Origin of the sequence: Corallococcus sp. BB11-1 (assembly GCF_026626625.1) — a bacterium.
GTDB classification, from domain to species: domain Bacteria; phylum Myxococcota; class Myxococcia; order Myxococcales; family Myxococcaceae; genus Corallococcus; species Corallococcus soli.
Genome location: NZ_JAPNJY010000019.1, coordinates 208,794 through 229,212, shown reverse-complemented (window position 1 = coordinate 229,212; position 20,419 = coordinate 208,794). Strand labels below are relative to the sequence as shown.

The 20,419-nt window shown below is 70.4% G+C and carries 20 protein-coding genes and 1 tRNA gene; 10 read left to right on the top strand and 11 right to left on the bottom strand.

What is annotated here, in order from left to right; genetic code table 11:
* The first annotated feature begins 207 nt into the window (after positions 1 to 207).
* The 3 genes from OV207_RS16040 to OV207_RS16030 all read left to right on the top strand — a co-directional run bounded on the left by OV207_RS16040 (position 208) and on the right by OV207_RS16030 (position 1,955).
* Positions 208 to 281: transfer RNA gene (locus tag OV207_RS16040), tRNA-Gln, on the top strand.
* Between the two features lie 56 nt (positions 282 to 337).
* Positions 338 to 868 carry a non-proteolytic archaemetzincin-like protein gene (locus OV207_RS16035; RefSeq protein WP_267556071.1) on the top strand — a complete coding sequence of 177 codons (531 nt, stop codon included), beginning with the start codon at positions 338 to 340 and terminating at the stop codon, positions 866 to 868.
* A gap of 118 nt (positions 869 to 986) precedes the next feature.
* Entirely contained in the window at positions 987 to 1,955 is a 969-nt protein-coding gene (locus tag OV207_RS16030; RefSeq protein WP_267556070.1) for a TolB family protein, read from the top strand.
* Positions 1,956 to 1,977: 22 nt separating this feature from the next.
* Here OV207_RS16030 and OV207_RS16025 read toward each other — a convergent pair whose 3' ends face one another.
* Genes OV207_RS16025 through OV207_RS16010 form a run of 4 tightly spaced genes read right to left on the bottom strand, consistent with a single transcriptional unit; the run spans position 1,978 to position 3,859 of the window.
* The gene (locus OV207_RS16025; RefSeq protein WP_267556069.1) at positions 1,978 to 2,385 is read right to left on the bottom strand and encodes a DUF3592 domain-containing protein; all 408 of its coding nucleotides are present in this window, start codon (positions 2,383 to 2,385) and stop codon (positions 1,978 to 1,980) included.
* A complete protein-coding gene (locus OV207_RS16020; protein WP_267556068.1) occupies positions 2,382 to 2,843 on the bottom strand; it encodes a DUF3592 domain-containing protein in 462 nt (153 codons plus the stop codon). The genes OV207_RS16025 and OV207_RS16020 overlap by 4 nt, the downstream gene beginning before the upstream one ends.
* Before the next feature lie 7 nt (positions 2,844 to 2,850).
* On the bottom strand, positions 2,851 to 3,321 hold the full coding sequence (locus OV207_RS16015; RefSeq protein ID WP_267556067.1) for a DUF3592 domain-containing protein: 471 nt from the start codon (positions 3,319 to 3,321) through the stop codon (positions 2,851 to 2,853).
* A 52-nt stretch (positions 3,322 to 3,373) separates the two neighbouring features.
* A complete protein-coding gene (locus OV207_RS16010) occupies positions 3,374 to 3,859 on the bottom strand; it encodes a hypothetical protein (RefSeq protein WP_267556066.1) in 486 nt (161 codons plus the stop codon).
* Between the two features lie 286 nt (positions 3,860 to 4,145).
* Here OV207_RS16010 and OV207_RS16005 point away from each other — a divergent pair, with 286 nt between their 5' ends.
* Positions 4,146 to 4,625, top strand: coding sequence for an ankyrin repeat domain-containing protein (locus tag OV207_RS16005; protein ID WP_267556065.1), 480 nt, complete (start codon positions 4,146 to 4,148; stop codon positions 4,623 to 4,625).
* A gap of 94 nt (positions 4,626 to 4,719) precedes the next feature.
* On the opposite strand, the gene OV207_RS16000 is transcribed toward OV207_RS16005, so the two are convergent.
* The gene (locus OV207_RS16000) at positions 4,720 to 6,933 is read right to left on the bottom strand and encodes a (Fe-S)-binding protein (RefSeq protein ID WP_267556064.1); all 2,214 of its coding nucleotides are present in this window, start codon (positions 6,931 to 6,933) and stop codon (positions 4,720 to 4,722) included.
* A 419-nt stretch (positions 6,934 to 7,352) separates the two neighbouring features.
* On the opposite strand from OV207_RS16000, the gene OV207_RS15995 reads away from it, so the two are divergent.
* The 4 genes from OV207_RS15995 (at position 7,353) to OV207_RS15980 (ending at position 12,455) form a co-directional block, all read left to right on the top strand.
* Complete coding sequence (locus OV207_RS15995) at positions 7,353 to 7,514, top strand: hypothetical protein (RefSeq protein WP_193349868.1); 162 nt, start codon at positions 7,353 to 7,355, stop codon at positions 7,512 to 7,514.
* Positions 7,515 to 8,026: 512 nt separating this feature from the next.
* Positions 8,027 to 9,322, top strand: a complete 1,296-nt coding sequence (locus OV207_RS15990) for a vWA domain-containing protein (RefSeq protein ID WP_193349867.1) — start codon at positions 8,027 to 8,029, stop codon at positions 9,320 to 9,322.
* A 168-nt stretch (positions 9,323 to 9,490) separates the two neighbouring features.
* On the top strand, positions 9,491 to 11,812 hold the full coding sequence (locus OV207_RS15985; protein ID WP_267556063.1) for a protein-disulfide reductase DsbD family protein: 2,322 nt from the start codon (positions 9,491 to 9,493) through the stop codon (positions 11,810 to 11,812).
* 58 nt (positions 11,813 to 11,870) lie between these two features.
* The gene (locus OV207_RS15980; RefSeq protein WP_193349865.1) at positions 11,871 to 12,455 is read left to right on the top strand and encodes a redoxin domain-containing protein; all 585 of its coding nucleotides are present in this window, start codon (positions 11,871 to 11,873) and stop codon (positions 12,453 to 12,455) included.
* A gap of 61 nt (positions 12,456 to 12,516) precedes the next feature.
* On the opposite strand, the gene OV207_RS15975 is transcribed toward OV207_RS15980, so the two are convergent.
* On the bottom strand, positions 12,517 to 13,521 hold the full coding sequence (locus OV207_RS15975; RefSeq protein WP_267556062.1) for an oxygenase MpaB family protein: 1,005 nt from the start codon (positions 13,519 to 13,521) through the stop codon (positions 12,517 to 12,519).
* Between the two features lie 173 nt (positions 13,522 to 13,694).
* Here OV207_RS15975 and OV207_RS15970 point away from each other — a divergent pair, with 173 nt between their 5' ends.
* Together OV207_RS15970 and OV207_RS15965 are read left to right on the top strand one after the other, a co-directional pair.
* Complete coding sequence (locus OV207_RS15970) at positions 13,695 to 13,931, top strand: hypothetical protein (protein WP_193349863.1); 237 nt, start codon at positions 13,695 to 13,697, stop codon at positions 13,929 to 13,931.
* A 68-nt stretch (positions 13,932 to 13,999) separates the two neighbouring features.
* Positions 14,000 to 14,608 carry a DUF6992 family protein gene (locus OV207_RS15965; RefSeq protein ID WP_267556061.1) on the top strand — a complete coding sequence of 203 codons (609 nt, stop codon included), beginning with the start codon at positions 14,000 to 14,002 and terminating at the stop codon, positions 14,606 to 14,608.
* A 20-nt stretch (positions 14,609 to 14,628) separates the two neighbouring features.
* Here OV207_RS15965 and OV207_RS15960 read toward each other — a convergent pair whose 3' ends face one another.
* The 5 genes from OV207_RS15960 to OV207_RS15940 form a co-directional block, all read right to left on the bottom strand.
* Positions 14,629 to 15,543, bottom strand: a complete 915-nt coding sequence (locus tag OV207_RS15960; RefSeq protein ID WP_267556060.1) for a S1C family serine protease — start codon at positions 15,541 to 15,543, stop codon at positions 14,629 to 14,631.
* A 12-nt stretch (positions 15,544 to 15,555) separates the two neighbouring features.
* Positions 15,556 to 16,446 (bottom strand): S1C family serine protease, encoded by an 891-nt coding sequence (locus OV207_RS15955; protein ID WP_267556059.1) that lies wholly within the window; start codon positions 16,444 to 16,446, stop codon positions 15,556 to 15,558.
* 155 nt (positions 16,447 to 16,601) lie between these two features.
* Positions 16,602 to 17,459 carry an ROK family protein gene (locus OV207_RS15950; protein WP_267556058.1) on the bottom strand — a complete coding sequence of 286 codons (858 nt, stop codon included), beginning with the start codon at positions 17,457 to 17,459 and terminating at the stop codon, positions 16,602 to 16,604.
* On the bottom strand, positions 17,456 to 18,649 hold the full coding sequence (locus OV207_RS15945; protein ID WP_267556057.1) for a glycosyltransferase: 1,194 nt from the start codon (positions 18,647 to 18,649) through the stop codon (positions 17,456 to 17,458). The genes OV207_RS15950 and OV207_RS15945 overlap by 4 nt, the downstream gene beginning before the upstream one ends.
* A complete protein-coding gene (locus OV207_RS15940; RefSeq protein WP_267556056.1) occupies positions 18,634 to 20,220 on the bottom strand; it encodes an asparagine synthase C-terminal domain-containing protein in 1,587 nt (528 codons plus the stop codon). The genes OV207_RS15945 and OV207_RS15940 overlap by 16 nt, the downstream gene beginning before the upstream one ends.
* Positions 20,221 to 20,419 lie beyond the last annotated feature (199 nt).

Here is a 20,419-nt window from a genome sequence, read left to right as displayed (position 1 = left end):
CCCCCCTGGCGGTGCTCAAGGGTGGAGGTGAGGCGGGTGCCTGTCGGGTGGACGACACCCCGTCCGCCCGGCCGGGCTCCAGAGGGGCGCAGGGGGAGTGATCCACCCTCCCCGGCGTCCAGCGGAATGCACTCCCGACGTCAGAGTGGGTTCCCGTGCCCGTCGAGATGCCGTAGTATCGGCCCGAAAGTACGCGTGCGAACCTGCTGGGGCGTCGTCTAATGGCAGGACGTCAGACTTTGACTCTGATTATCAAGGTTCGAATCCTTGCGCCCCAGCCACTCCGCTCCGGGGGGACGCGGTCAACGTCCGTCCGGAGGTAGAAGGCGGTGGGCTGATGCCGCAGAAGACGCTCCTGCTGGTCACCGTGGGCAGTCCACCGACTGCGCTGGTGAACGCCCTGCAGGAACCGCTGATGACCCACATGGGCGTCAGCGCGGTCGTGAGCCGGACGGCGCTGTCGTCCCCTGCCTACGCCTTCAACAAGGACCGAAGCCAGTACCACTGCAACGCCATCATGCGGCGGTTGGGCACGGTGCTGGAGGACGCGCCGCAGGGCCTGGTGATGGGCGTGACGGACGCGGACCTGTTCGTGCCGGACTCGCCCTTCGTCTTTGGCGAAGCGGACCGCGAGTCCAAGGTCGCGGTGATGAGCCTGTTCCGGCTGCGCCAGGGCGCGGAGGGTGAGGCGCTGCGCCGCCGCGTCCAGGTGGAGGCCGTGCACCAGGCCGGCCACCTCATCGGTCTGTCCTACTGCGAGGACTCACGCTGCGTGATGTTCTTCCCGCAGGCGCCCCAGGACATCGACCGCAAGCAGCTGGGGCCATGCAACGTCTGCCGCAACGAGCTGAACCGCCTCAACCGCTGAAAGCTCCCGGATGCACAGGGGCGGTGAATGCCTCCGCGTGCGTTGACGTCCCAGTCCGCGCGCCCTGTAGTCTCAGGGCGAACGTGCGGCAGGGCCGGCGGCACAGCGGGAGACAGGGATGATGGGCATGCGGCGGTGGTTCGGGGCAGTGGTGGCGGTGGGCTTGTTGGGCGCGTGCGAGCCCTTTGAGGACGGGGGCGGTGGCGGCACCATCGGTGAAGTCACCTTCGACCGGGGCTTCGCGTTCGTGCGCGGTGACCGGAACATCTACGTGGTGGACGACGACGGCGACCCCAACAGCCCGCAGCGGCTGACGACGTCGGGCAACGCGTTCACGCCCTCGATTTCAAACGATGGCCGCAGCATCGTGTTCGTGCAGCGGGTGGGCAACACGACGTCCCTCCAGACGGTGCCCACCACGGGCGGCCCGGTGGCGACGCTGCTGAGCTCCAACGACGTGGCCTGCGGCACGTGCACCAACTTCCGCGGCCCGACGTTCAGCCCGGATGGCCGCACCATCGTGTTCGCGTTCGACCGGGGCTCCGGGGCGGTCAGCTCGCTGGCCCGCATCGCGGTGAACGGCAGCGGCTTCACGGAGCTGACGCCCGGCACGACCATCAGCCACGGGTCGCCGTCCTTCCTCCCCAGCGGGACGACGGTGGTGGCGCCCGCGGGCAGCAGCGCCTTCCAGTACAACCAGCTCGCGTTCGTGCCCGTGAACGGTGGCAGCCCCTCCTACGTGTCGTCGCTGGGCAACGAGGTGCTGACCATCGTGAACCGCGCGGTGGTGTCGCCGGACGGGCGGCAGGTGGCCCTGGACGCGCGGCTGTCGTCCGGCAGCACGCGCATCTTCGTGGGCAACGTGACGTCCACGGGCCTGAGCGGCGCCCTGCGGCGGCTGACGGACTACACCGCGAGCACCGTGCAGGAGAGCTTCCCCAGTTGGACGAGCAGCACGGAGCTGGGCTTCCTCTTCAACGACTCCGGCGGTGACCCGAGCATCTACCGCGCCCCGGTGTCCTCGACGGCCAGCTCCGTCAGCCTCGCGGTGCCCGCCGCGAACGAGCCCTTCTACGGGCCCCGCTGACGGGCGCTCGTGAGACCGGGCCTCAGCCCAGGAGCACGCCGAAGCCCCCGGCCATGAGGCCCAGCATCACCAGCGTCCAGAAGCCGGTCCTCACCCAGCCGACCCCCATGCCCAGGGGGCGGCTCCGGCGCGGATCCTCCGGCAGGTAGACGACCTCCAGGGGCGAGCCGGGGGACAGCGCTGTCCAGTCCTCGTGCGTCTCGCTGTACTCGTGGTGGAGCACCGTGCCGTCGGGCAGGCGGAAGGCGTAGTGCACCGCCGCGTTCTCATCCACCTGGCCTGGAGTGATGCGGAGCACCTCGCCCCGCACGCGCTGCCCGCGCCGGTGGAACCTCCAGGTGACGGCGAAGTCCTTCCATTGGAACGCCAGCATCACCGCGGGGACTCCGACGAAGAGCGCCGCGGCCAGGACCTTCGCCAGGAGGTTCATGGGGGCGCCGGGGTGGTGCGTGCGGGCGCTTCTCCCTGTCGGGTGAAGTACTCGCGCAACACGTCCCGGGTGGTGCAGCTCGCGAACAGCACGAGGCAGGTCGCCGTGATGAGGAAGAACCTCTGGCTGAGGCCCGTGCCCACGGCCATGTGGTCGTGCGGCGCGTCCGCCCGGTAGAGGATGTCGACGGGGGAGCCTGGAGCCCGCTCGGCCTCTGGACGCGGTGGCCACTCCTGGAAGCTGCCCCGGAGCTCCGGACCCTCCGGCGGACGGAAGGTGTAGTCGACGCTTCGCTTGTTGCTCCGGGGATACCTGACGCCAATCACCTTGCCCTGGGCGCGCAGCCCGTGCCGCTCCAGCCGCACGACCCCGTAGCGGATGTAGATGAGGACACCCAGGATGATGAGGGGGAATCCCAGGCCGGCCACGAGGAGGCCCATCAGCATCGAGAATTCCATGGTGTCCTCAGGATGGCGTGGGGGCGGACGCCGAATCAACCGCCGGTGACGCCGGTCCGGCCCGGGCCAGCAGGATCAACAGCCCGAGCAGGCTCAAGGGCACCAGCACCGCGGTGAAGAACAGGGCGAGCCCCAGGGACATCAGCCCGTGGCCCTCGGGGAAGCTCCAGCGCGGTTGTTCGCGGCTGTAGAGCACCTGGATGCGGTCTCCGACGCGCAGGCGCTTCCACAGCCCGGAGGAGACGTTGCGGCGGTTCTTCACCGGCGTGCCGTCGTGCGTCGTGAAGGCGTAGTGCAGCACGTAGTCACTGTCATCCGAGTACGCGTGGAACTCCTTCTTGAGCACCGTGCCTTGCGCGTGGACGTCCGCGTCCACGATGCGCGAGTCCCGCTGGTACATCCCCCACGTCATCACCAGCACTGTCAGGCCAACCGCCGCGAACGACGCGCCCAGGACGCGGGCCGCGATGAGGGACATGGTGGAGTTCTTTCTTGCGCCACGCTGTCGAGCCGCTGATTCCGCCCGCCTTCTAATACGGGCTCAGCGGAGGCGTTCCTTTGGAAGGGGGAGGCTTCCGGAACGGCTGCGGCTCGAATTCTCGCAATGGGCCTTGGGGCGAAGGATCCCGCTCACCCTGGTTGTGTGATCCGGTGATGCCACTGACGAAGTAGAAGATGAAGACGCAGACAAAGAGCGCACTGAGGATGAAACGGGTGAGTCCAATGCCCCCGTCCCTGGGCTGGTTCTGGCTGGGATCTTCCGGCAGATAGAGAATGTCGAACTGGGCTCCTGGATGCGGATTGGCCAGAGGGACGATGGCTCTCCTGTTCTGGATCCTTGATCCATCCGGGAGGAAGAAGAAGTAGTCCACCACGTCGCCTCCCTCGTCACTTTCGACGCGGAGCACGGTGCCTTGCGCGTGCACCCCCTCCTGGCGGAGACGCAGGGTGAGTCTGTGCTTCTTGAAAAGGCTCCCCAGCATCGCGAGGGGGACGCCCACGAAGACCAACAGCATGACGACCAATAACGGTAAAGGCATGGCGGCCTCAGATTGGCGAAGATTGCTGTGAGAGGGCAATCCGGGCAATCCACTGACTGGGTGGTTCCTTGTTCAGGGCCTGGGCCCGGGACCTGAAAGTGACAGTCCGGTGAACTGGGGCCCTGTCCGCCTCCACGGTGAACGCCCCGGGCGCACCGCGGCAATCACCGTGGGCCCCCAGCGTAGCCCCTGGCGGGTGGGGCGCCCTGGCATCGCGTGCGCCGACACGCGATGCTGCCCACCGCTGCTGGAGGTGTACACCGTGTCCCTGTTCGATGCCGTCACCGCGGGCGACCGCGCCGCCCTCGCCGCCCAGCTGGACGCGGGCGCCGACCCCAACCCCTTCGACGCCGACGGGCGCACGCCCCTGATGGCCGCCGCGCGCGTGGGCCGCGAGGACCTGGTGCGGCTGCTGCTGGAGGCAGGCGCGGACCCCACGCTGCCCGACAACCTGGGGGAGACGCCCTTCGTCACCGCCGCCGCCTATGGCCACGTGAAGGTGTGCGCGCTCCTGTCCTCCAAGGCCACCGACGACGAGAAGGACCTGGCCCGCACGCTGCTGGCCAACCAGGGCCTCACGGAGCTGCCCTCGCGCCCCTCCGAAATCGCCCCGGACGACTTCCGCCGCAAGCTCGCCTCCGCGAGCGCCTACGTCGTCGGCAAGCTGGGGGATGACGGCGCCACCAGGCGCCTGGAGCGCGTGCTGCGCTCGGAGAAGGGCGCCGACAAGGGCCGCAAGTAGCCCAGGCCTCGCTCGCGCTGAAAAGCAGAAGGGCCCGGCCGCTCCCACTTCGGGGAGCCACCGGGCCCTCGTCACATCTGGAGGCCTGTCGCCGCTACTCCGGCTTGGCGCTCACCACGGGGCTGGGGGACACGGTGCCGCCCTTGTGCTGGGGCTCCAGCGCGTCGGCGACCAGCTCGGTGATGTCCTTGACCTGGATCTGCTCGCGGCCGGTGTCGTTCTTCGCGTCGTTGAGCATCGTGGAGCAGAAGGGGCAGGCCACCGCGACGATGCCGCTGCCGCCCTGCTCCTTGTAGTCGCCCACCATGCCCGGCTTCTTCTTGTCCGCGGCGTCCGGGTAGGGCGTGTTCGGGTCCTCCGCGTGCTTGAGCGTGAGGGCCACCTCGTTGATGCGGTTGTGGTTGATGCGCGTGCCGATGTGCTCCTCCATCCACATCCGGCCGCCACCGGCGCCGCAGCAGAAGCCCTCGCGCTTGCTGCGCTGCATCTCCACCACCTCCAGGCCCGGGATGCTCTTGAGCACTTCACGGGGCGCGTCGTACACGCCGTTGTGCCGGCCCAGGTAGCAGGGGTCGTGGTAGGTCAGCTTGGTGCTGGTGTTCATCACCGACGAGAGCTTGATGCGCTTCTCGTTGAGCAGCTCGTTGATGAGCTGCGTGTGGTTGATGACGCGGTACTCGCCGCCGAACTCCGGGTACTCGTTCTTGATGGTGTTGAAGCAGTGCGGGCACTGGGTGATGACCGCCTTCACGCCCATGGAGTTCCAGGACTCGACGTTCGTCTTCGCCAGCGTCTGGTACAGGTACTCGTTGCCCATGCGGCGCGCGGAGTCGCCGTTGCACATCTCCTGCTTGGACAGTGTCGCGAACGACACGCCCGCCTCGCGCAAAATCTTCACCAGCGCGCGGCTGACCTTCTTCTGCTTGTCGTCGTAGCTGCCCGCGCAGCCCACGAAGAACAGGTACTCGTACGGGCCGCCCTCGTCACCCCAGGTGGGCAGCGCCAGGTCGGAGGCCCACTCGTCGCGCTGGTCCTGGCCGATGCCCCAGGGGTTGCCCTGGCGCTCCATGCCCTCGAACACGCGCTGGATCTCCGCCGGGAACTCCGCCTTCACCTGCACCTGGTAGCGGCGCATGTCGATGAGGCGCGGGACGTTCTCGATGAACACCGGGCACGCCTGCTCGCACCAGCCGCAGCTCGTGCACGCCCACACCGTCTCCGCCTTCAGCGCGCTGCCAATGATCTCCGGCAGGGGCTCCTTGATGCCGTTGGGGCCGTAGCCCTCCTCCACCCAGCGCTCGTTGTCCCAGAGCCAGTGCTTCAGGTCCTGGTTGACGGCCTTGTGCGTGAGCGGCTTGCCCGTGATGTACGTGGGACAGTGCGTCTGGCACCGGCCGCACTCCGTACAGGAGTACAGGTCCAGGCCGTTCTTCCAGGTGAGGTCCTTCACCGTGGCGGCGCCGAACTCCTCCTTCTCCAGGTTGGGCGTGGGCAGCTTGCCGGTGGAGTGCGTGCGCTGGAAGAAGACGTTGGGCAGGCCCGTGATGATGTGGAAGTGCTTGCCCAGCGGCAGGAAGTTCAGGAACGCCAGGATGATGGCCAGGTGGATGAAGAAGCCCGCCACGCCCAGCACGTGCGCCACCGTGGGGCCCAGCGGCATCATCAACAGACCCGTCAGGCTGGTGAGGGGCTCCCACCACACCAGCGCGGACGGCGTGGACGGCACCTGCGTGGCGCCCACCGGGACCTGCTGCGCGGCGGCGTGCGCGGCCACCATGTGGCTGCCGCCGAACATGAACTCCGTCACCATCAGCCCGGCGATGAAGCCCAGGATGAGGTACGCCTCCCACGACTGGGACATGCGGTCCGGCTTCACCTTCCAGCGCGTCCACACGAAGTACGCCACGCCCAGCAGCGCCAGCCCCGCCACCACGTCCTTCAGCAGCAGGTACAGCTTGTAGGCGAACAGCAGCGGCGGCGCCGCGTCCCACGCCGGGTGGCTCAGGTCGGTGAGCACCTCCAGCGCCGTGGACGAAAAGCCCATCACGAACATCATGACGGTGCGCAGCGCCAGCACCATGAACGCCGCGTAGATGAAGATGTGGAACAGGCCCGGCGTGAACTCCTCCGGATCCACCATGCGCTGCTGCCCCAAGCCGAAGCGCAGCAACTGCACCGCGCGGTAGGGGATGCGGTCCAGCCGGTTCTCCTTCTTCATCGCGAGCAGCACGCCCGCGCGGCCGGACATCGTGATGATGAAGAGTGAGAGTGCGCCTGCCAGCAGCAGGCCGGTGATGATGGGACTCATGGAACCTCGGGACCTCTGGGGCCGCACGGCGTGGGGCGCCGGGTTGCCGCGTTGCGGCAATTCTTGAGTGTTCGTCAACCCTAGCAGGGGTGATTCTCGAATCAAGCATCGAGCGGAAGGGGCGTGTCCGCCAGCAGGCCCTCCGGTGGCAGCGCCTGCTCTCCGGCCTCGTACCAGAACGGTGCCTGGTCTGCTGGGCGGCAGGCGGCCGGGCGGGCTGCATTCGTCACCGGAGAAACTTTGGGGCCCCCAGGGCTTTACAAAACAGAGGCGAACTCCCAACATGTTCGTAAATCGGTCAAGCAGCGCTTGTAAAGGGACCCGCATGGGGCGGGCCCGGTGACCGACGCAGGGCGTCCAAGGGGATGCGAGCCGTCCAGGCCGTACACCCCGTGAATGGAGCGCCAGAGGAGCCGGACATGAGCCACGACGACAGCACGTACCTGGATGAGGGGCGGGACTATTTGGCCATGGGCGACGACGGTCAGGCCACCACCGTGGTGCCGTTGCAGTCCGTGGAAGGCCGGCGCTGGGGCCATCTGGACGAAGAGGCCTGGGGCGGCTGGGACGTGGTGGAGTGAGCCGCGGCCCCCGCGGCCCGTGGACTGCGCGGGGGCATTCGTTTGGACGTCGGGGAGCTGACACTCCCGGGCGGTGATGCGGTGCGCTGGGCCCAGGCGCTCCCCTTCCTCCGAAGGGTCGAGCCCACCCGGAGCCGTCCGTGAGCCGACGCTCTCCGGCGACTCCTGAAGTAAATCCGTAAAGCGCTGAACGGTTCTGCCGACCTGTAGGTGACGCAGGGCGTCCTGGGACGCCGCGCGTGGGCCCCCGCGCGTTGATCGCCGCGTCGCGGTCCGCGTCCCCGGGAGGGCGCGTCCGCGTGTGCTGGCGGCCGCGCGGCGGAGGAGGGCCTCGCGCTGCGGGAGGGGACGCCGGGGCACGTTGCTTTCGCGACCGGAAACCCGACATCCTGTTTGAAGCGGTGGGACTTCCGGGACGGACGCGGGCCAGCGACAGGGGCGTCCGGGGTCAGGTGGAGTCTTCGCGACGGATTCGCGGCAGGATGGGCCCCATCCACCATGCGGGAGTGCGGATGAAGCAGACGGCCTGGGCAGTGGAGCGCGACGCGGAAGGCGGTCGCGAAGTCCTGCTGCTCGTGACCCTGGAGGCCGAAGCGGAGACGCCTCGGGCCCCGGTGGCGGTGAACCTGGTCATCGACCGCAGCGCGTCCATGCGCGGCGCGCCGCTGGCGGCGGCGGTGGAGGCGGCGCGCGCGTTGGTGGAGCGCGCGGGCCCCCGCGACTACGTGGGCCTGCTCACCTTCGACGCGGACGCGGAGCAGGTGCTGCCCGTGCGCGCGATGGAGGCCAGCGCGAAGGCGGCCTTCCTGAAGACGCTCTCCCGCCTGGAGTCCGGCGAGGGCACCGCGCTGCACGAGGCGGTGGAGCGGGGCGCGGAGGCCGTGCGGCGCGTGCTGGTGCCGGGCGCCCGGCCGCAGCTGCTGATGCTCACCGACGGCGAGCCCTCCGTGGGCCCCACCGCGCTGGGCGAGTTCAAGGTGCTGGGCACGCGCGTGGCGGACTCCGGCGTGGCGCTGCACGCGCTGGGGCTGGGGCGGCACTACCTGCCGGAGATTTTGGAGGCCCTCACGGGCCCGTCCGGCACGGGCTTCACGCACGTGGACGACGCGGAGGGGCTGCCGCTGGCGGTGGGGGCGCTGGGCGCGGAGCTGTTCGGAGAGGTGGTGTCCGACGCGCGCGTGTACGTGCTGCCCACGGGCTTCGCGGACCTGCGCTGCCGCCACCGCTACCCGTCGCGGGTGGAGGGTGACGCGATGAGCGCGGCGCTGGGCGCGGTGTCGCACGCGTTCGCGCGCCGGGTCCTCTTCTCGGGCGTGCTGGAGAAGGGCGAGTGGAACCTCACGGTCACCGCCTCCTACACGGAGCACAACGACACCCGGCGGATGTCCGTGCCGGTGACGCGCCTGCTGCCTGACAGCGAGGAGGGCCGCTTCGTGCGCGCGGTGTCCGCGGAGCTGGAGCTGGTCTCCTTCGAGGCCGCCGCGTGGAAGGCCCTGTCCCGGCGTCAGCAGGAGGCGGCCGAGCGGGCGCTCGAGGGCGCGGACAAGGGGCTGTACCGGCTGGCCCGCCTGGGCGCGGTGGACGTCCCCGCCCAGCGGCACGTGGACCGGCTGGCGGACCTGCGCCGGGCGGTGGAGCGCCGGGCGGCCCAGCCGTCCGCGCTGGGGGTGCGCCGGGCCCAGTCGGAGGTGTCCCGCATCACCATGAGCCGCATCGGGCCAGCCCTGCCGGTGGCGGCCAACGGGGGCGCCCTGCCCGCCGGGAACATCGCGGCCGTCCTCCCCTGGAAGACGGACGAGAAGCCGTAACCCCCTGGCGGCTGGGGCGTATGGAAGGGCAGCGGGGGCCGCAAGCCGGCCTCCGCCATGCCCGACGTGCGGGCGTGAGGAATGCACGGCTGCCTGGACGGTTCAGTGGACCCTTGGGGGACGCATCCCAGGTAGCACGGCGTTCCCAGGTGGATTAACGGGAGTCGCATGACGCATCCGTGGCGCAAGAGGTCTGGAAGCCGGCTCGGTGGATTGGGCGCGGTGGCAATGGTGCTGCTGGCGGCGGTGGCGCAGGCCGCGCTGCCGGCCTCCGCCGTGGGCAGCACCGCGCCCGACGAGGGCGACCCGCGTCTGGAAGGCGCGCTGGTGCTGGACGCCACGCAGGTGAAGGCGGGCGGCGAGCTGCGCGTGGGCGTGCGCCTCACGCTGGATCCGGACTGGCACGTCTACTGGAAGAACCCGGGGGACTCGGGGCTGGCCACGGACGTGTCGTGGGATGCGCCGGGCGTCACGGTGGGGGATTTGCGCTGGCCCTTCCCGCAGACCTTCCGCACGCCGGACGGCTTCATCACCACGCACGGCTACCACGACCAGGTGCTGCTGTTCGCCCCGGCGCGCGTGTCCGAAGCCGCCACCGGCACGCTGACGGTGTCCGCCGCGGTGGACGCGCTCGTGTGCAAGGTGCACTGCATCCCCGCGCAGTTGTTGCTGTCGCGCACGTTGCCGGTGGGGCCGGAGACGGTGGCGGATCCGGAGTTCGCGCCCCAGTTCGACGCCGCGCAGGCCCAGGTGCCGCTGGCGCCGGACGCGCAGGGCGCGCCGCGCGTGGCCCTGGCGCTGGAGGGCACGACGCTCACCGCGGGCAAGGCCTTCACCGGCACGCTCACCGTGACGACGGCGGACGGCAAGCCGTACGCGGGCGGCGTGGAGGGTGACTTCTTCGTGCCCGGCCGCATCCTGGGCGTGGACCAGGTGGCGCTGAAGCCGTCGGGCGAGGGCCGCTTCGCGCTGGAGGGCAAGGCGTCGTCGGTGGCGGCGAAGCGCGAGCCCCGGCTCACGGGCTCGCTGCGCCTGGGCACGCAGGCCACGGGTTTCACGGCGGTGGACGTGGACGCGCCGCTCGCGCCCATGGTGGCGGACGGCGCGGTGGCGGCCGCGGCGCCGCTGAAGCTGCCGTCGGTGAAGGACGCGGCGGGCAAGGTGGCGCCCGCGGCCGTGGCGAGCGCCCCGGCGGCGGCGGAGTCCCCCATGGGCTTGGGGCTCGCGCTGGTGTTCGCGTTCCTGGGCGGCGCGCTGCTCAACCTGATGCCGTGCGTGTTCCCGGTGCTGGCGCTCAAGGCGTACGGCTTCACGCGGATGGTGCAGGAGGAGAAGGGGAAGGTGGCGCCGCACGCGGCGGCGTACGCGGGCGGCATCCTGGTGACGATGATGCTGCTGGCGGGCGCGGTGCTGGCGGTGCGCGCGGGCGGCGCGAGCGTGGGCTGGGGCTTCCAGTTCCAGGAGCCGCTCTTCGTCGCGGCGGTGAGCGCCATCCTGGTGGCGTTCGCGCTGAACCTCTTCGGCGTCTACACGCTGGGCGCGGACGGCACGGCGCTGGCGGGCAAGGTGGACCAGAGCCACGGGCTGCTGCGCAGCGCGGGCGAAGGCGTGCTCGCGGTGGTGCTGGCCACGCCGTGTTCGGCGCCGCTGCTGGGCACGGCGGTGGGCTTCGCCTTCGCGGCGGGCGCGGCCACGGTGGTGGCGGTGTTCCTGGCGCTGGGCCTGGGCCTGGCGCTGCCCTTCTGCGTGCTGGTGCTGGTGCCGGGCCTGGCGAAGCGGCTGCCGAAGCCGGGCATGTGGATGGAGCGCGGCAAGCAGTTCCTGGGCTTCGCGCTGCTCGCCACCACGGTGTGGCTGGTGTGGGTGATGGGCGGGCTCGCGGGCGTGGACGGCATGGGGCGGCTGCTCGCGTTCCTCATCGCGGTGGGCCTGGGCACGTGGCTGTACGGCCAGTCGCAGGGGCTGGAGGGCGGGCGCCGGGGCGTGACGGTGGGCCTGGCGGTGTTGACGCTGGTGGGCGCGGGCGCGGTGGCGCTGCGCTTCGATGAGGCGCAGGCGTCGGTGGAGACGCGCGGCGCGACGGTGGCGGCGCATGGCGGCTCGCAGGCGTGGGACGAGGCGGCGGTGTCCGCGGCGCTGGCGGCGGGGCAGCCGGTGTTCGTGGACTTCACGGCGGACTGGTGCCTGACGTGCAAGTTCAACGAGCGCACCGTGCTGTCGCGCGAGGACGTGCGTCAGGCGTTCATGAAGCACAACGTGGCCTTCTTCGTGGCGGACTGGACGCGCCGGGATGCGCGCATCACCGCGAAGCTGGCGGCGCACGGCCGCGCGGGCGTGCCCATGTACCTGGTGCTGAGCCCGGGTTCGCCGGACAAGCCCGAGGTGCTCAATGAGCTGCTCACCGCCGACAGCGTCATCCAGGCGGTGCAGCGGGCGGACGGATGCGAGTCGCCGCTGAAGGCTGGCTCGATGGTGTGCGCCCGGCCCTGAGTTGTCTGGGATGGATGTGGTGTTGAACCGCAGCGTTTCAATCTCTGGAGGTTCCGTCATGAAGCAGCTCTTCAAGGCAGTCGCGCTCACCGTGGCTTTCGTCGGTGCCCCCGTCCTCGCCGCCGACACCGCGGAGGTGGGCAAGCCCGCTCCGGCGTTCACGCTCAAGGACGAGGCCGGCAAGACGCACTCGCTGGCGGACTACAAGGGCAAGGTCGTGGTGCTGGAGTGGGCGAACTCGGAGTGCCCGTTCGTGAAGCGGCACTACGAGGCGAAGACGATGCAGACGACGCAGAAGGGCTTCGACGCGAAGAAGGTGGTGTGGCTGACGGTGGACTCCACCGCCTCGCACGACGCGAAGTTCGCGGCGGACTGGAAGAAGAAGGAGGGCTTCACGCAGCCGGTGCTCGTCGACACGGACGGCAAGGTGGGCAAGAGCTACGCGGCCAAGACGACGCCGCACATGTACGTCATCGACGGGCAGGGCGTGGTGCGCTACGCGGGCGCCATCGACGATGATCCGCGCGGCAAGGGCGCGAAGACCAACTACGTGAAGACCGCGGTGGACGCGGTCCTCAACGGCCAGCAGGTGCCGACGGCGACCTCCGAGCCGTACGGCTGCTCGGTGAAGTACAAGAGCTGAGCCGCCCCGCTGTCGTGACGTGAGAGAGGCCCGTGTCCCCTGCGTGGGACGCGGGCCTTCTTCATTTCGCGTCCCGGTGCGCGTACTCCGGGCCCAGGTCTTCGATGCGGTAGGCGTTGCCGGGATAGGTGCGGTTGAGGCTGCCCTCGATGGGGGACGGGTAGCGCTCCAGGGACACGTAGCGTTTGACGTGCTTGCGCACCTTGAGGGCCGTGCGCGTCAGGCCCGCGACCCAGGCGGGCGGGGCGGCGAACTGGATGGCGGGCAGCAGTCGCGGGGGGACGAGGCCCATGCTGATGGGCGGCACGAGCGCGCGCAGGGGACGCGGCACCCAGCCGGCCAGGATGTCCACGGTGGCCTGGGCCACGCGGTGGCTGGCCTCGTTGGGCACGAACTCGCGGGCCTCGTAGTCGCGGACGTAGGCGTCGAAGGCGGCCCGGTCCGCCGGGATGTCCTTCAGGCCCATGCGGCGGCCAATCTCACACCAGTAATGGAACCAGGCTTCGCGCTCATGGGCGGTGAAGGGGCGCCAGCCGAAGTCGTCCATCCACTGGATGGGGAATTCAATGAAGGTCCAGAGGACGAAGAGGAAGTCCTCGTTCGGGATGCGGAAGAAGGAATGGATGTGATTCATCTGCTCCAGGGAGCGCCGTCCCGCCTCCACGTCCCAGCCGCACTCCATGAACTGCGCGATGAGCAGCCGCGTGTCGTCGTAGCGCTTCTGGCCGCGCTTGCGGAACTCGCCCGTGCGGTCCAACAGGGTGGAGACGGAGCGGCTGCCGTAGGTGTGGAAGAGCGCGATCTCCGTGGCCCGCTGGATGTCGAACGGGAACTCGTAGTTGGTGAGCAGGTGCACGATGCGCTGGCAGTCCCGCCGAGCATCCAGGGAGGCAATCTCACGGCGCACCTCCGGCAGGCGCGGCCGCCAGAAGGGCTTGCGGTAGGTGCGGCCGGGAACGCGGGTGTCCGGGCGTGCCCCGCGCCCCTGCCCGGCACTGGCCGCGAAGGGACAGCCTGCGGGCGCGGCGGCGTCCTGGGGGCGTGCTGGAAGGGCCGGGTCGTTCATGGACGTGATGCTAGCCCGCTCCGCCCCGGCACGCCGTAGCGGGAACCCCTTTCAAGAGGGCCGCCTGTCGGGCGGTGCTCGCCGTGCACCGACGAAGGTGGGAGGCCTTGTCGGTGGCGCGGGGTCGCCGGACCTTTCGTTGGGAGCACGACTCCCGGACAGGAGACGCGGACATGGCCAGCAACAAGGGACCGCCGGTGAAGGGAACCGAGCGCACGGACACCCAGAGCGCCGAGGCGCTGGAGCGTGAGGCACGACACCAGCGCGAGGGCACCGAGCGGGGCGATGTAACGGACGAGGACGTGGGCGAGGACCGCATCCTCCAGAAGGGCATTGGCGGCTACGGCGCGCAGGAGGGCACGGAGCCCGCGCGTGAAGCCCCACCGCTCAGCGACGACGGCGACCGGTAGCGTTGACCGGAGCACGCGACGGGGCGGCGCGAGCGTGACGCCGGGGGGCGACTCCCTAGAGTGGCGCAATGGCTCCCGCCCGCCTCGTGCGCTCCTGCTTCGTCCTGGTGCTGCTGTTCCTCGCGATGCCGTGGGCCGCGCAGGGGCAGGAGTCCACCGCGCCCCCCACCGACGGCAAGGCGTGGCTCGCGGAGCACAACGCGGAGGCGGTGCGGGTGAACCGCACGGCCATGGGCATCCTGTTCGGCTGGGCGGTGCTGAACATCGGCACGGGCGTGGCGGGACACTTCGCGAGCGAGGGGGAGACGCGGGCCTTCTTCCAGGCGAACGCGGCGTGGAACCTGGTCAACCTGACCATCGCGGCGATTGGCTACCACGGGCAGGCGACCGCGGAGCCGGGCTCCTGGGACCTGGCGCGCAGCCTCTCCGAAGGAGAGCGCATGGAGAAGCTGCTGCTCTTCAACGCGGGCCTGGACGTGGGCTACATGGCCTTCGGCGGGTTCCTGTGGGAGCGCGGGTCGCGCAAGGACTCGGCGCGCCTGCGCGGGTGGGGCAAGAGCCTGCTGGTGCAGGGCGGGTTCCTGCTGGTGTTCGACGGCGTGCTGACGTTCCTCAACGCGCGGCTGAACGGGCAGCTCACGGCGCGGCTGGTGCCAGCGCCGGATGGAATCGGGTGATGCTGACGTGGCCGTGAGGTTCACGCCGCCACGGGTTCAACGCGCTTGCGTGCGCGGGCGGAGACGCCCTTGCGGCGGCCCTTGCGCAGCACGTCCAGGTGCACCGCTTCGTCGTTGGCCAGCGCCATCAGCCGTTGCAGGTCGTCCACGCTGTTGACGGGCCGGCTGTTGATGCCGAGCAGCAGGTCGTCCGGCTGGAGCCCGGCGTCGTCGGCCGGGGTGCCCTCCTGCACCTTCAGCACGCGCACGGCCCGGAGCTGGCCCGTGTCCCGAGCGAGCGCGGGCTCCAGGTTCACCGCCGTGGCGGCGATGCCCAGGAACTTCCGGTCCACCCGGCCGCGCTGGATGAGCAGGCCCGCGACCCAGGCCGCCGTGGTCGCGCTCACCGCGAAGCCGATGCCCTGTGCATACGGCAGCACCAGCGTGTTGAGCCCCACCACGCGCCCGCGCGTGTCGAGCAGTGGCCCGCCGGAGTTGCCCGGGTTGATGGCCGCGTCCGTCTGGAGCATGCCCTCCAGGATGACGCCGTCGGGCAGGGTGATGGAGCGGTTGATGGCGCTCACCACGCCCAGCGACACCGACTGCTCCAGGCGGAAGGGATTGCCAATGGCCATCACGAGCTGGCCCACCTTCACCGTCTCCGGATCCGCCAGCGGCAGGGTGGGAAAATCATCTCCCTCCGCGCGCACCACCGCGAGGTCGGTGGGAGCATCCCCGCCCACCAGCGTGGCCCGGCGCTCCTCGCCGTTGTGGAGCTGCACCACGAGTCGCTTCGGCGTGCGCATCACGACGTGCCGGTTGGTGAGCACGTAGCCGTCCGGCGTGAGGAACAGGCCGGTGCCGTGGCCGCGCGCGTGTTCCACGCCCACCACCGCTGGCGCGGCGCCCGCGACGAGGGACTCCAGATCATCGGACAACTGCTGCAACAGCTTCATGGCCGGCTCCTTTCACGAACGCTTGCCCACGGTGACGGGCACTTCGCGCAGCTCCCCCGCGCGCAGCACCTTGGCCTGGAGGGACGTGCCCACCTTCTCGTCGCCCAGGTAGCCGAGCAGGTCCTCCACGCCGTGCAGCGACTGGCCACCCAGGCTCACCAGCACGTCGCCCAGCAGCAGCCCGGCCTTCTGCGCGGGCCCTTCCGGATCCACCGACAGCAGGATGAGCCCCGCCTTCGTGCCGTCGATTTCACGGGGCAGGCGCACCGGGTAGGCGCCCACGCCCAGGTAGCCTCGGCGGATGCCCCCGTGCTCCCGCAGCGAGTTCGCCACGCGCGTCAGCGTGTCGCCGGGGAGGACGACGGCGGCGGTGCGGGAGAAGGCCGCCGTGGGGATGCCGAGGAAGCGGCCCTGCGCGTCCACCAGCGCCCCACCGGAGAAGCCGGGCGGCAGGTCGGCGTCCGTCTCCAGGTAATGGTCCACCTGCCCGCCCGCGTGCGTGCGCCAGTCACCGCCGAACGCGCTGACGATGCCGAGCGTCGCCCGGGCGGTGCGTCCCGGACGGCCGAGGGCCAGCACGACGTTGCCGACCTTCACGCCGTCGAGCGGCGCGGGCGCGAGCGCGGTGAGGTCGGTGGCGTCGGCCTTGAGGAGCGCGAGGTCGGTGCTGGGGTCACGGCCGACGAGCTCGGCGGACACCGAGCGACCGTCCGCGAGGCCCACCTGGATGGAGCCTTCGTGTTCGACGGCGTGGCTGGTGGTGAGGATGTGACCGTCGGCGTCCCAGACGATGCCGCTGGCGCCCCGGCGACGGCGGGCCTCCACGCGGACGAGGGAGGGGGCGATGCGCTCGACGACGGTGGCGATGGACTGCGAGAGGGCTTGGAGGGCGTCGGTGGACATGGGGTGTTCCTTTCGAGCCTGAAACTAAGAGGCTCGAAGGCACGCCACATCGGCGAACCGGGCAGGACGGGGACCTGCCCGTTTGGATGGGATGCCCGCCCATCCGGGCTGGGTCGTGCTCGTGCCCGGTGCTTCGGGCAGGGGACGCCATGCGCTCAACCAGGGTCGAGCAGCGCTCCTCCCGGGCCGAAGCCCAGTGACAGGCACAGCACCCGCTGTCCCGTGACCCGGGCGTCGCGCCGCGCGGACTCGGCCGCCAGCTCCGCGTCGTTGAGCACGAACACCGGGCCTCCTGCTTCGGGCAACCCGGCGCGGGCGAGGATGTCCGACACGAGCGACGCCGCACCCTCGAAGCCGTAGGTGCAGCCTCCTGGCTCCAGGTCTTCATCCAGCGGACACGGCAGGGCGAGGCACAGCGCGTCCGGCGCGGTCCGTGGGTCCTCCGTGAGGAATGTGTTCAGCGCGTCCGCGATGAACGCCACGGTGTCCCGGATGTGGTGGCCGTCCCTGGGACGTGGCTGTCCGATGAACAGCGGTGGCAGGTGGGTGAGATCCCGCTCGAAGACACGCGTTGAGCCGGGCCTCGCGCACTTGATGCTGGTCTGGCCCACGTCCACGCAGACCGGTGTGTTGAATCCCTGTGCCTCCAGCATGCGCAGGCCCGCATGTACGGGCGCGAAGCGCGGCGTGGGCGCGATGTACACCGGGCAGGGCAGGGTGGCCGTGGCTTCCTTCAGCGCGGCCTGGAAGCCATCCAGCTCCGCCAGCCCTCCACTCAGATACGCCGCATCCGGGGCGTGTCGCGTCACCAGCAATGCAAGCGCCTCGGCCAGCGCCGGCATGAGGCGCGCCGTGAGCGTGGTGCCCGGCACTCCCGCGCGTCGGTCCTCCTCTACCCACGGCGAGCCCAGCACCTCCCACAACTCGCGACCGGACACGGGCAGGTTCCACACCTCCAGCGGTGTAATGCCCGGGGGATGGTGCCTGCGCGGACTCCACTGCACGGACGTCACGCGACGAGTCCGGCGATGCGTTCGGCGGCGGCCCTGGCGCCGTCATGGGCCCGGTAGGACCGGGAGATCTCCGCCACCTGTTCGCGCATCGGTGACGCGGGCGCCAGGAGCTGGGCGATGGCCTCTCGGCATGTCTCCACCGTGAGGTGCTTTGGGTCCCTGGCGAGCCCTGCTCCGGACTTCTCCAGGAAGTGCGCCTGCACGGGCTGGTCGTTGCACACCGGCAGCAGCAACATCGGCACGCCCGCCGTCATCGCCTCCATCACGGAGTTGGCGCCTCCGTGGGAGATGAACGCGGCCGCGCGCTCCAGCACCTGTCGCTGCGGCGTGTAAGGCACCGCCACCACGTCACCGGCCAGCGTGTTCGGGAAGTCCGTGTCGGCCAGCTCGCCCGCGCACAACACCAGCGTCACGTTGAAGGGCCGCGCGGCCTCCGCGATGAGACGGAACAGCTCCGGCTGATACGAAATCTGGCTGCCGAAGGACACGTACAGCACGGGCTTGTGGCCCAGGCGCTCCCACGGGAAGGACACCTCGTCGCCCCGGGACTCGGGCGGAACCGAGGGCCCGACGAGCAGCGTGTTCGGCGGGACTCCCGCGTCCGGGCCCAGGAAGGCCTCGGTGGCGAAGATGACGTTGAGCCGGGGCGACAGGCATTCACAGGTGCGGAAGCGCGCGTCGAAGCCGTGCTTCTGGAACAGCGCCTGCCGGTCGTTCGCGAGTGCTCGCACGTTGCGCAGCAAGGGAATGTCCGGCCGAGGCTCCAGCAGGGTGAGCGCGGAGGACACGCCTGCCCACGGAATGCCTTCCGTGTGCGCCGCGAGGACCGCCGCGTACTGCATGCCGTCCAGGGCCATCACGTCGGGGCGGAAGGCGCGCACCACCTCGCGCACCGGCTCCAGGAATGCGGGGGCCGCGTCCAACAGCAGGCCACGGATCCACTTGCCCAGGGCCACGTCGTCCAGCACCAGCTTCGCCAGCGCTTCGCCTCCCGTTTCGATGCCAGGGGGCTGCGTTTCACGGTGAGGTAGGCGCAGGACCTCCACGCCCAGTCCGTCCAACTGCGAGGTCGGTTCGGGGATGCACAGCCAACCCACGGTGTGTCCCAGGCGGCGCAGCCATTGAGCCACCCCGACCATGGGATTGAGGTGGCCCTTCTCGGGCGAGGTAGCGATCAGGACTCGGGACATGGGGGATGCGCCTCGGCGTGGGCCTGGAGCATGGCCAGGGACACGAGTCGCATCAACAACCGATCCATTACCCCAGCCCGAGCGTCCTCGGGCGATAGGAGTGTGTAGCGCTCCAGCAGGCGGGAGACCGCCTGGGGGTTGATGACCTGGAGGGACTCCAGCCGTTCGGAGCACAGCCAGGCGCGGTACAGCTCCAACCAAAGCGAACGCACCGGACTGGAGAGCGCGGTGTGTCCATACCGGGGCAGCTTGCGCGCGAGGCGCACCTCATCGGGCACGAGTGAACGCACCGCATGACGGAACAGCCATTTGCCGAATCCGTCCCGCATCAGCACGGACTCCGGCAGCGCGAGCGCCATCCGAGCGAAGTCCGGGTCCAGGTACGGCGTGCGGACGGTGAGGCCCTGGGCCCGGGCGCCTCGCAGTTCGGGCGGGAGGATGAGCTCCCGCAGCACCCATTCGGCGTAGCGAAGCTCGCCGGATGCGGACGCATCCACCGGGGGCAGCTCCCACGGAGCGGGCAGCGCCGCGAGCACGTCCCCCAGGTTGTCCACAGGGGGGGATACTGGAGCGTGATCGCTGTTCACGCCCTCGGAAACACCCCTCAAGTTGTCCACAGGCTGGAGCCCGTCGCGCAGGGGCACTGTTTGATCGCGACCACGGGTTCCAGAGGGAACGGCCCCGGTTTCCCCAGCGGGCGATGCAGCGCGGGCCGCCGACTCCTGATCGCGGGCCTTGGCCTGCCCCAGAGGTGTTCCCGAGTTGTCCACAGCCCCCCCAGGGGCTCCAAGGCCGTCCTCATGATCGCGCGGGTCGCCGCTGAACGAGGCCCGCAAGTTGTCCACAGTGCCATGGCCCGTCGTGGGCACCGGGGCCTCGTCGACCAGCGCGGCCAGCGCGCCGGGCCGCAAGACCTCCACGGCGAGGGCCCGGTCTTCATCCACACGGGCCTTCGCGGAGGCCATGGCGCCCGGGGTGCCCTGGAGGACCTCGTCCGCGCCCGCGCCGCTCAGGAGGACGGGGCCCGCGCCCATTCGGAGGGCCTCCAGGTAGAAGACGAAGCTCGCCACGGCGCGGGCGTTGAGGATGACGGTCTGGTTGGCGAGGACCGCCTGCTCGAACAGGTCCGGCAGCACGGCGTCGGGGATGCGCACGTCCACCAGCTCCGCCCCTGTCACCTGTGCCATCCGCCGCGCGTTGCTCCGCTCCACCGCGTCCGCGAAGTGCACGTCCATGGTCCACGCGCGCACCCGGCCGGGGGCATGTCGCGCGACCATCGCGCACAGGGCCGCGCTGTCCACCCCACCGCTCAGGCTCACCTCGTGGGGGCCGGCTTCCACATGGGCTCGCACGGTGTCGGACCAGACGGACAGCAGCCGCGCCGCGAGCGCGTCCTCGTCTTCACGCGTGTGCCCCGGCCGAATCACGCGAGGCAGCCTCACGGCGAGCCCGGAGTCCGGCACCGCATGGGCCGCGCGCGTGTGGCACAGCAGGTCGAGCACCACTCGGGCGGACAGGCCACGCAGGTGCGTCCTTCCGGAGGGCGAGGCGGCGGGGGGCCCGAGAGACATCAGGGCAGCATCATAAGGGCCGGAGCCATGCTCATGTAGAGTCACGACCCTCGCTTCCAAGCGGACATGCCCTCGTCCCCGAGCCCCGTCTCGCCATGACAGGTGCTGCTCGCATCGCATGCGCAGGCGCGAGAAGGTTCGGGAGCGTTCCTGGCAGCGTGGACGCGATGGGAACAACGCTTCAGGTGAACAGGGGAGG

Bases quoted from the DNA above. Each gene is read 5' to 3' on its own strand.
- OV207_RS16035 (WP_267556071.1), top strand. From the start codon at position 338: ATGCCGCAGAAGACGCTCCTGCTGGTCACCGTGGGCAGTCCACCGACT.
- OV207_RS16030 (WP_267556070.1), top strand. From the start codon at position 987: ATGATGGGCATGCGGCGGTGGTTCGGGGCAGTGGTGGCGGTGGGCTTG.
- OV207_RS16025 (WP_267556069.1), bottom strand. From the start codon at position 2,385: ATGAACCTCCTGGCGAAGGTCCTGGCCGCGGCGCTCTTCGTCGGAGTC.
- OV207_RS16020 (WP_267556068.1), bottom strand. From the start codon at position 2,843: ATGGAATTCTCGATGCTGATGGGCCTCCTCGTGGCCGGCCTGGGATTC.
- OV207_RS16015 (WP_267556067.1), bottom strand. From the start codon at position 3,321: ATGTCCCTCATCGCGGCCCGCGTCCTGGGCGCGTCGTTCGCGGCGGTT.
- OV207_RS16010 (WP_267556066.1), bottom strand. From the start codon at position 3,859: ATGCTGTTGGTCTTCGTGGGCGTCCCCCTCGCGATGCTGGGGAGCCTT.
- OV207_RS16000 (WP_267556064.1), bottom strand. From the start codon at position 6,933: ATGAGTCCCATCATCACCGGCCTGCTGCTGGCAGGCGCACTCTCACTC.
- OV207_RS15995 (WP_193349868.1), top strand. From the start codon at position 7,353: ATGAGCCACGACGACAGCACGTACCTGGATGAGGGGCGGGACTATTTG.
- OV207_RS15990 (WP_193349867.1), top strand. From the start codon at position 8,027: ATGAAGCAGACGGCCTGGGCAGTGGAGCGCGACGCGGAAGGCGGTCGC.
- OV207_RS15985 (WP_267556063.1), top strand. From the start codon at position 9,491: ATGACGCATCCGTGGCGCAAGAGGTCTGGAAGCCGGCTCGGTGGATTG.
- OV207_RS15980 (WP_193349865.1), top strand. From the start codon at position 11,871: ATGAAGCAGCTCTTCAAGGCAGTCGCGCTCACCGTGGCTTTCGTCGGT.
- OV207_RS15975 (WP_267556062.1), bottom strand. From the start codon at position 13,521: ATGAACGACCCGGCCCTTCCAGCACGCCCCCAGGACGCCGCCGCGCCC.
- OV207_RS15970 (WP_193349863.1), top strand. From the start codon at position 13,695: ATGGCCAGCAACAAGGGACCGCCGGTGAAGGGAACCGAGCGCACGGAC.
- OV207_RS15965 (WP_267556061.1), top strand. From the start codon at position 14,000: ATGGCTCCCGCCCGCCTCGTGCGCTCCTGCTTCGTCCTGGTGCTGCTG.
- OV207_RS15960 (WP_267556060.1), bottom strand. From the start codon at position 15,543: ATGAAGCTGTTGCAGCAGTTGTCCGATGATCTGGAGTCCCTCGTCGCG.
- OV207_RS15955 (WP_267556059.1), bottom strand. From the start codon at position 16,446: ATGTCCACCGACGCCCTCCAAGCCCTCTCGCAGTCCATCGCCACCGTC.
- OV207_RS15945 (WP_267556057.1), bottom strand. From the start codon at position 18,649: ATGTCCCGAGTCCTGATCGCTACCTCGCCCGAGAAGGGCCACCTCAAT.
- OV207_RS15940 (WP_267556056.1), bottom strand. From the start codon at position 20,220: ATGTCTCTCGGGCCCCCCGCCGCCTCGCCCTCCGGAAGGACGCACCTG.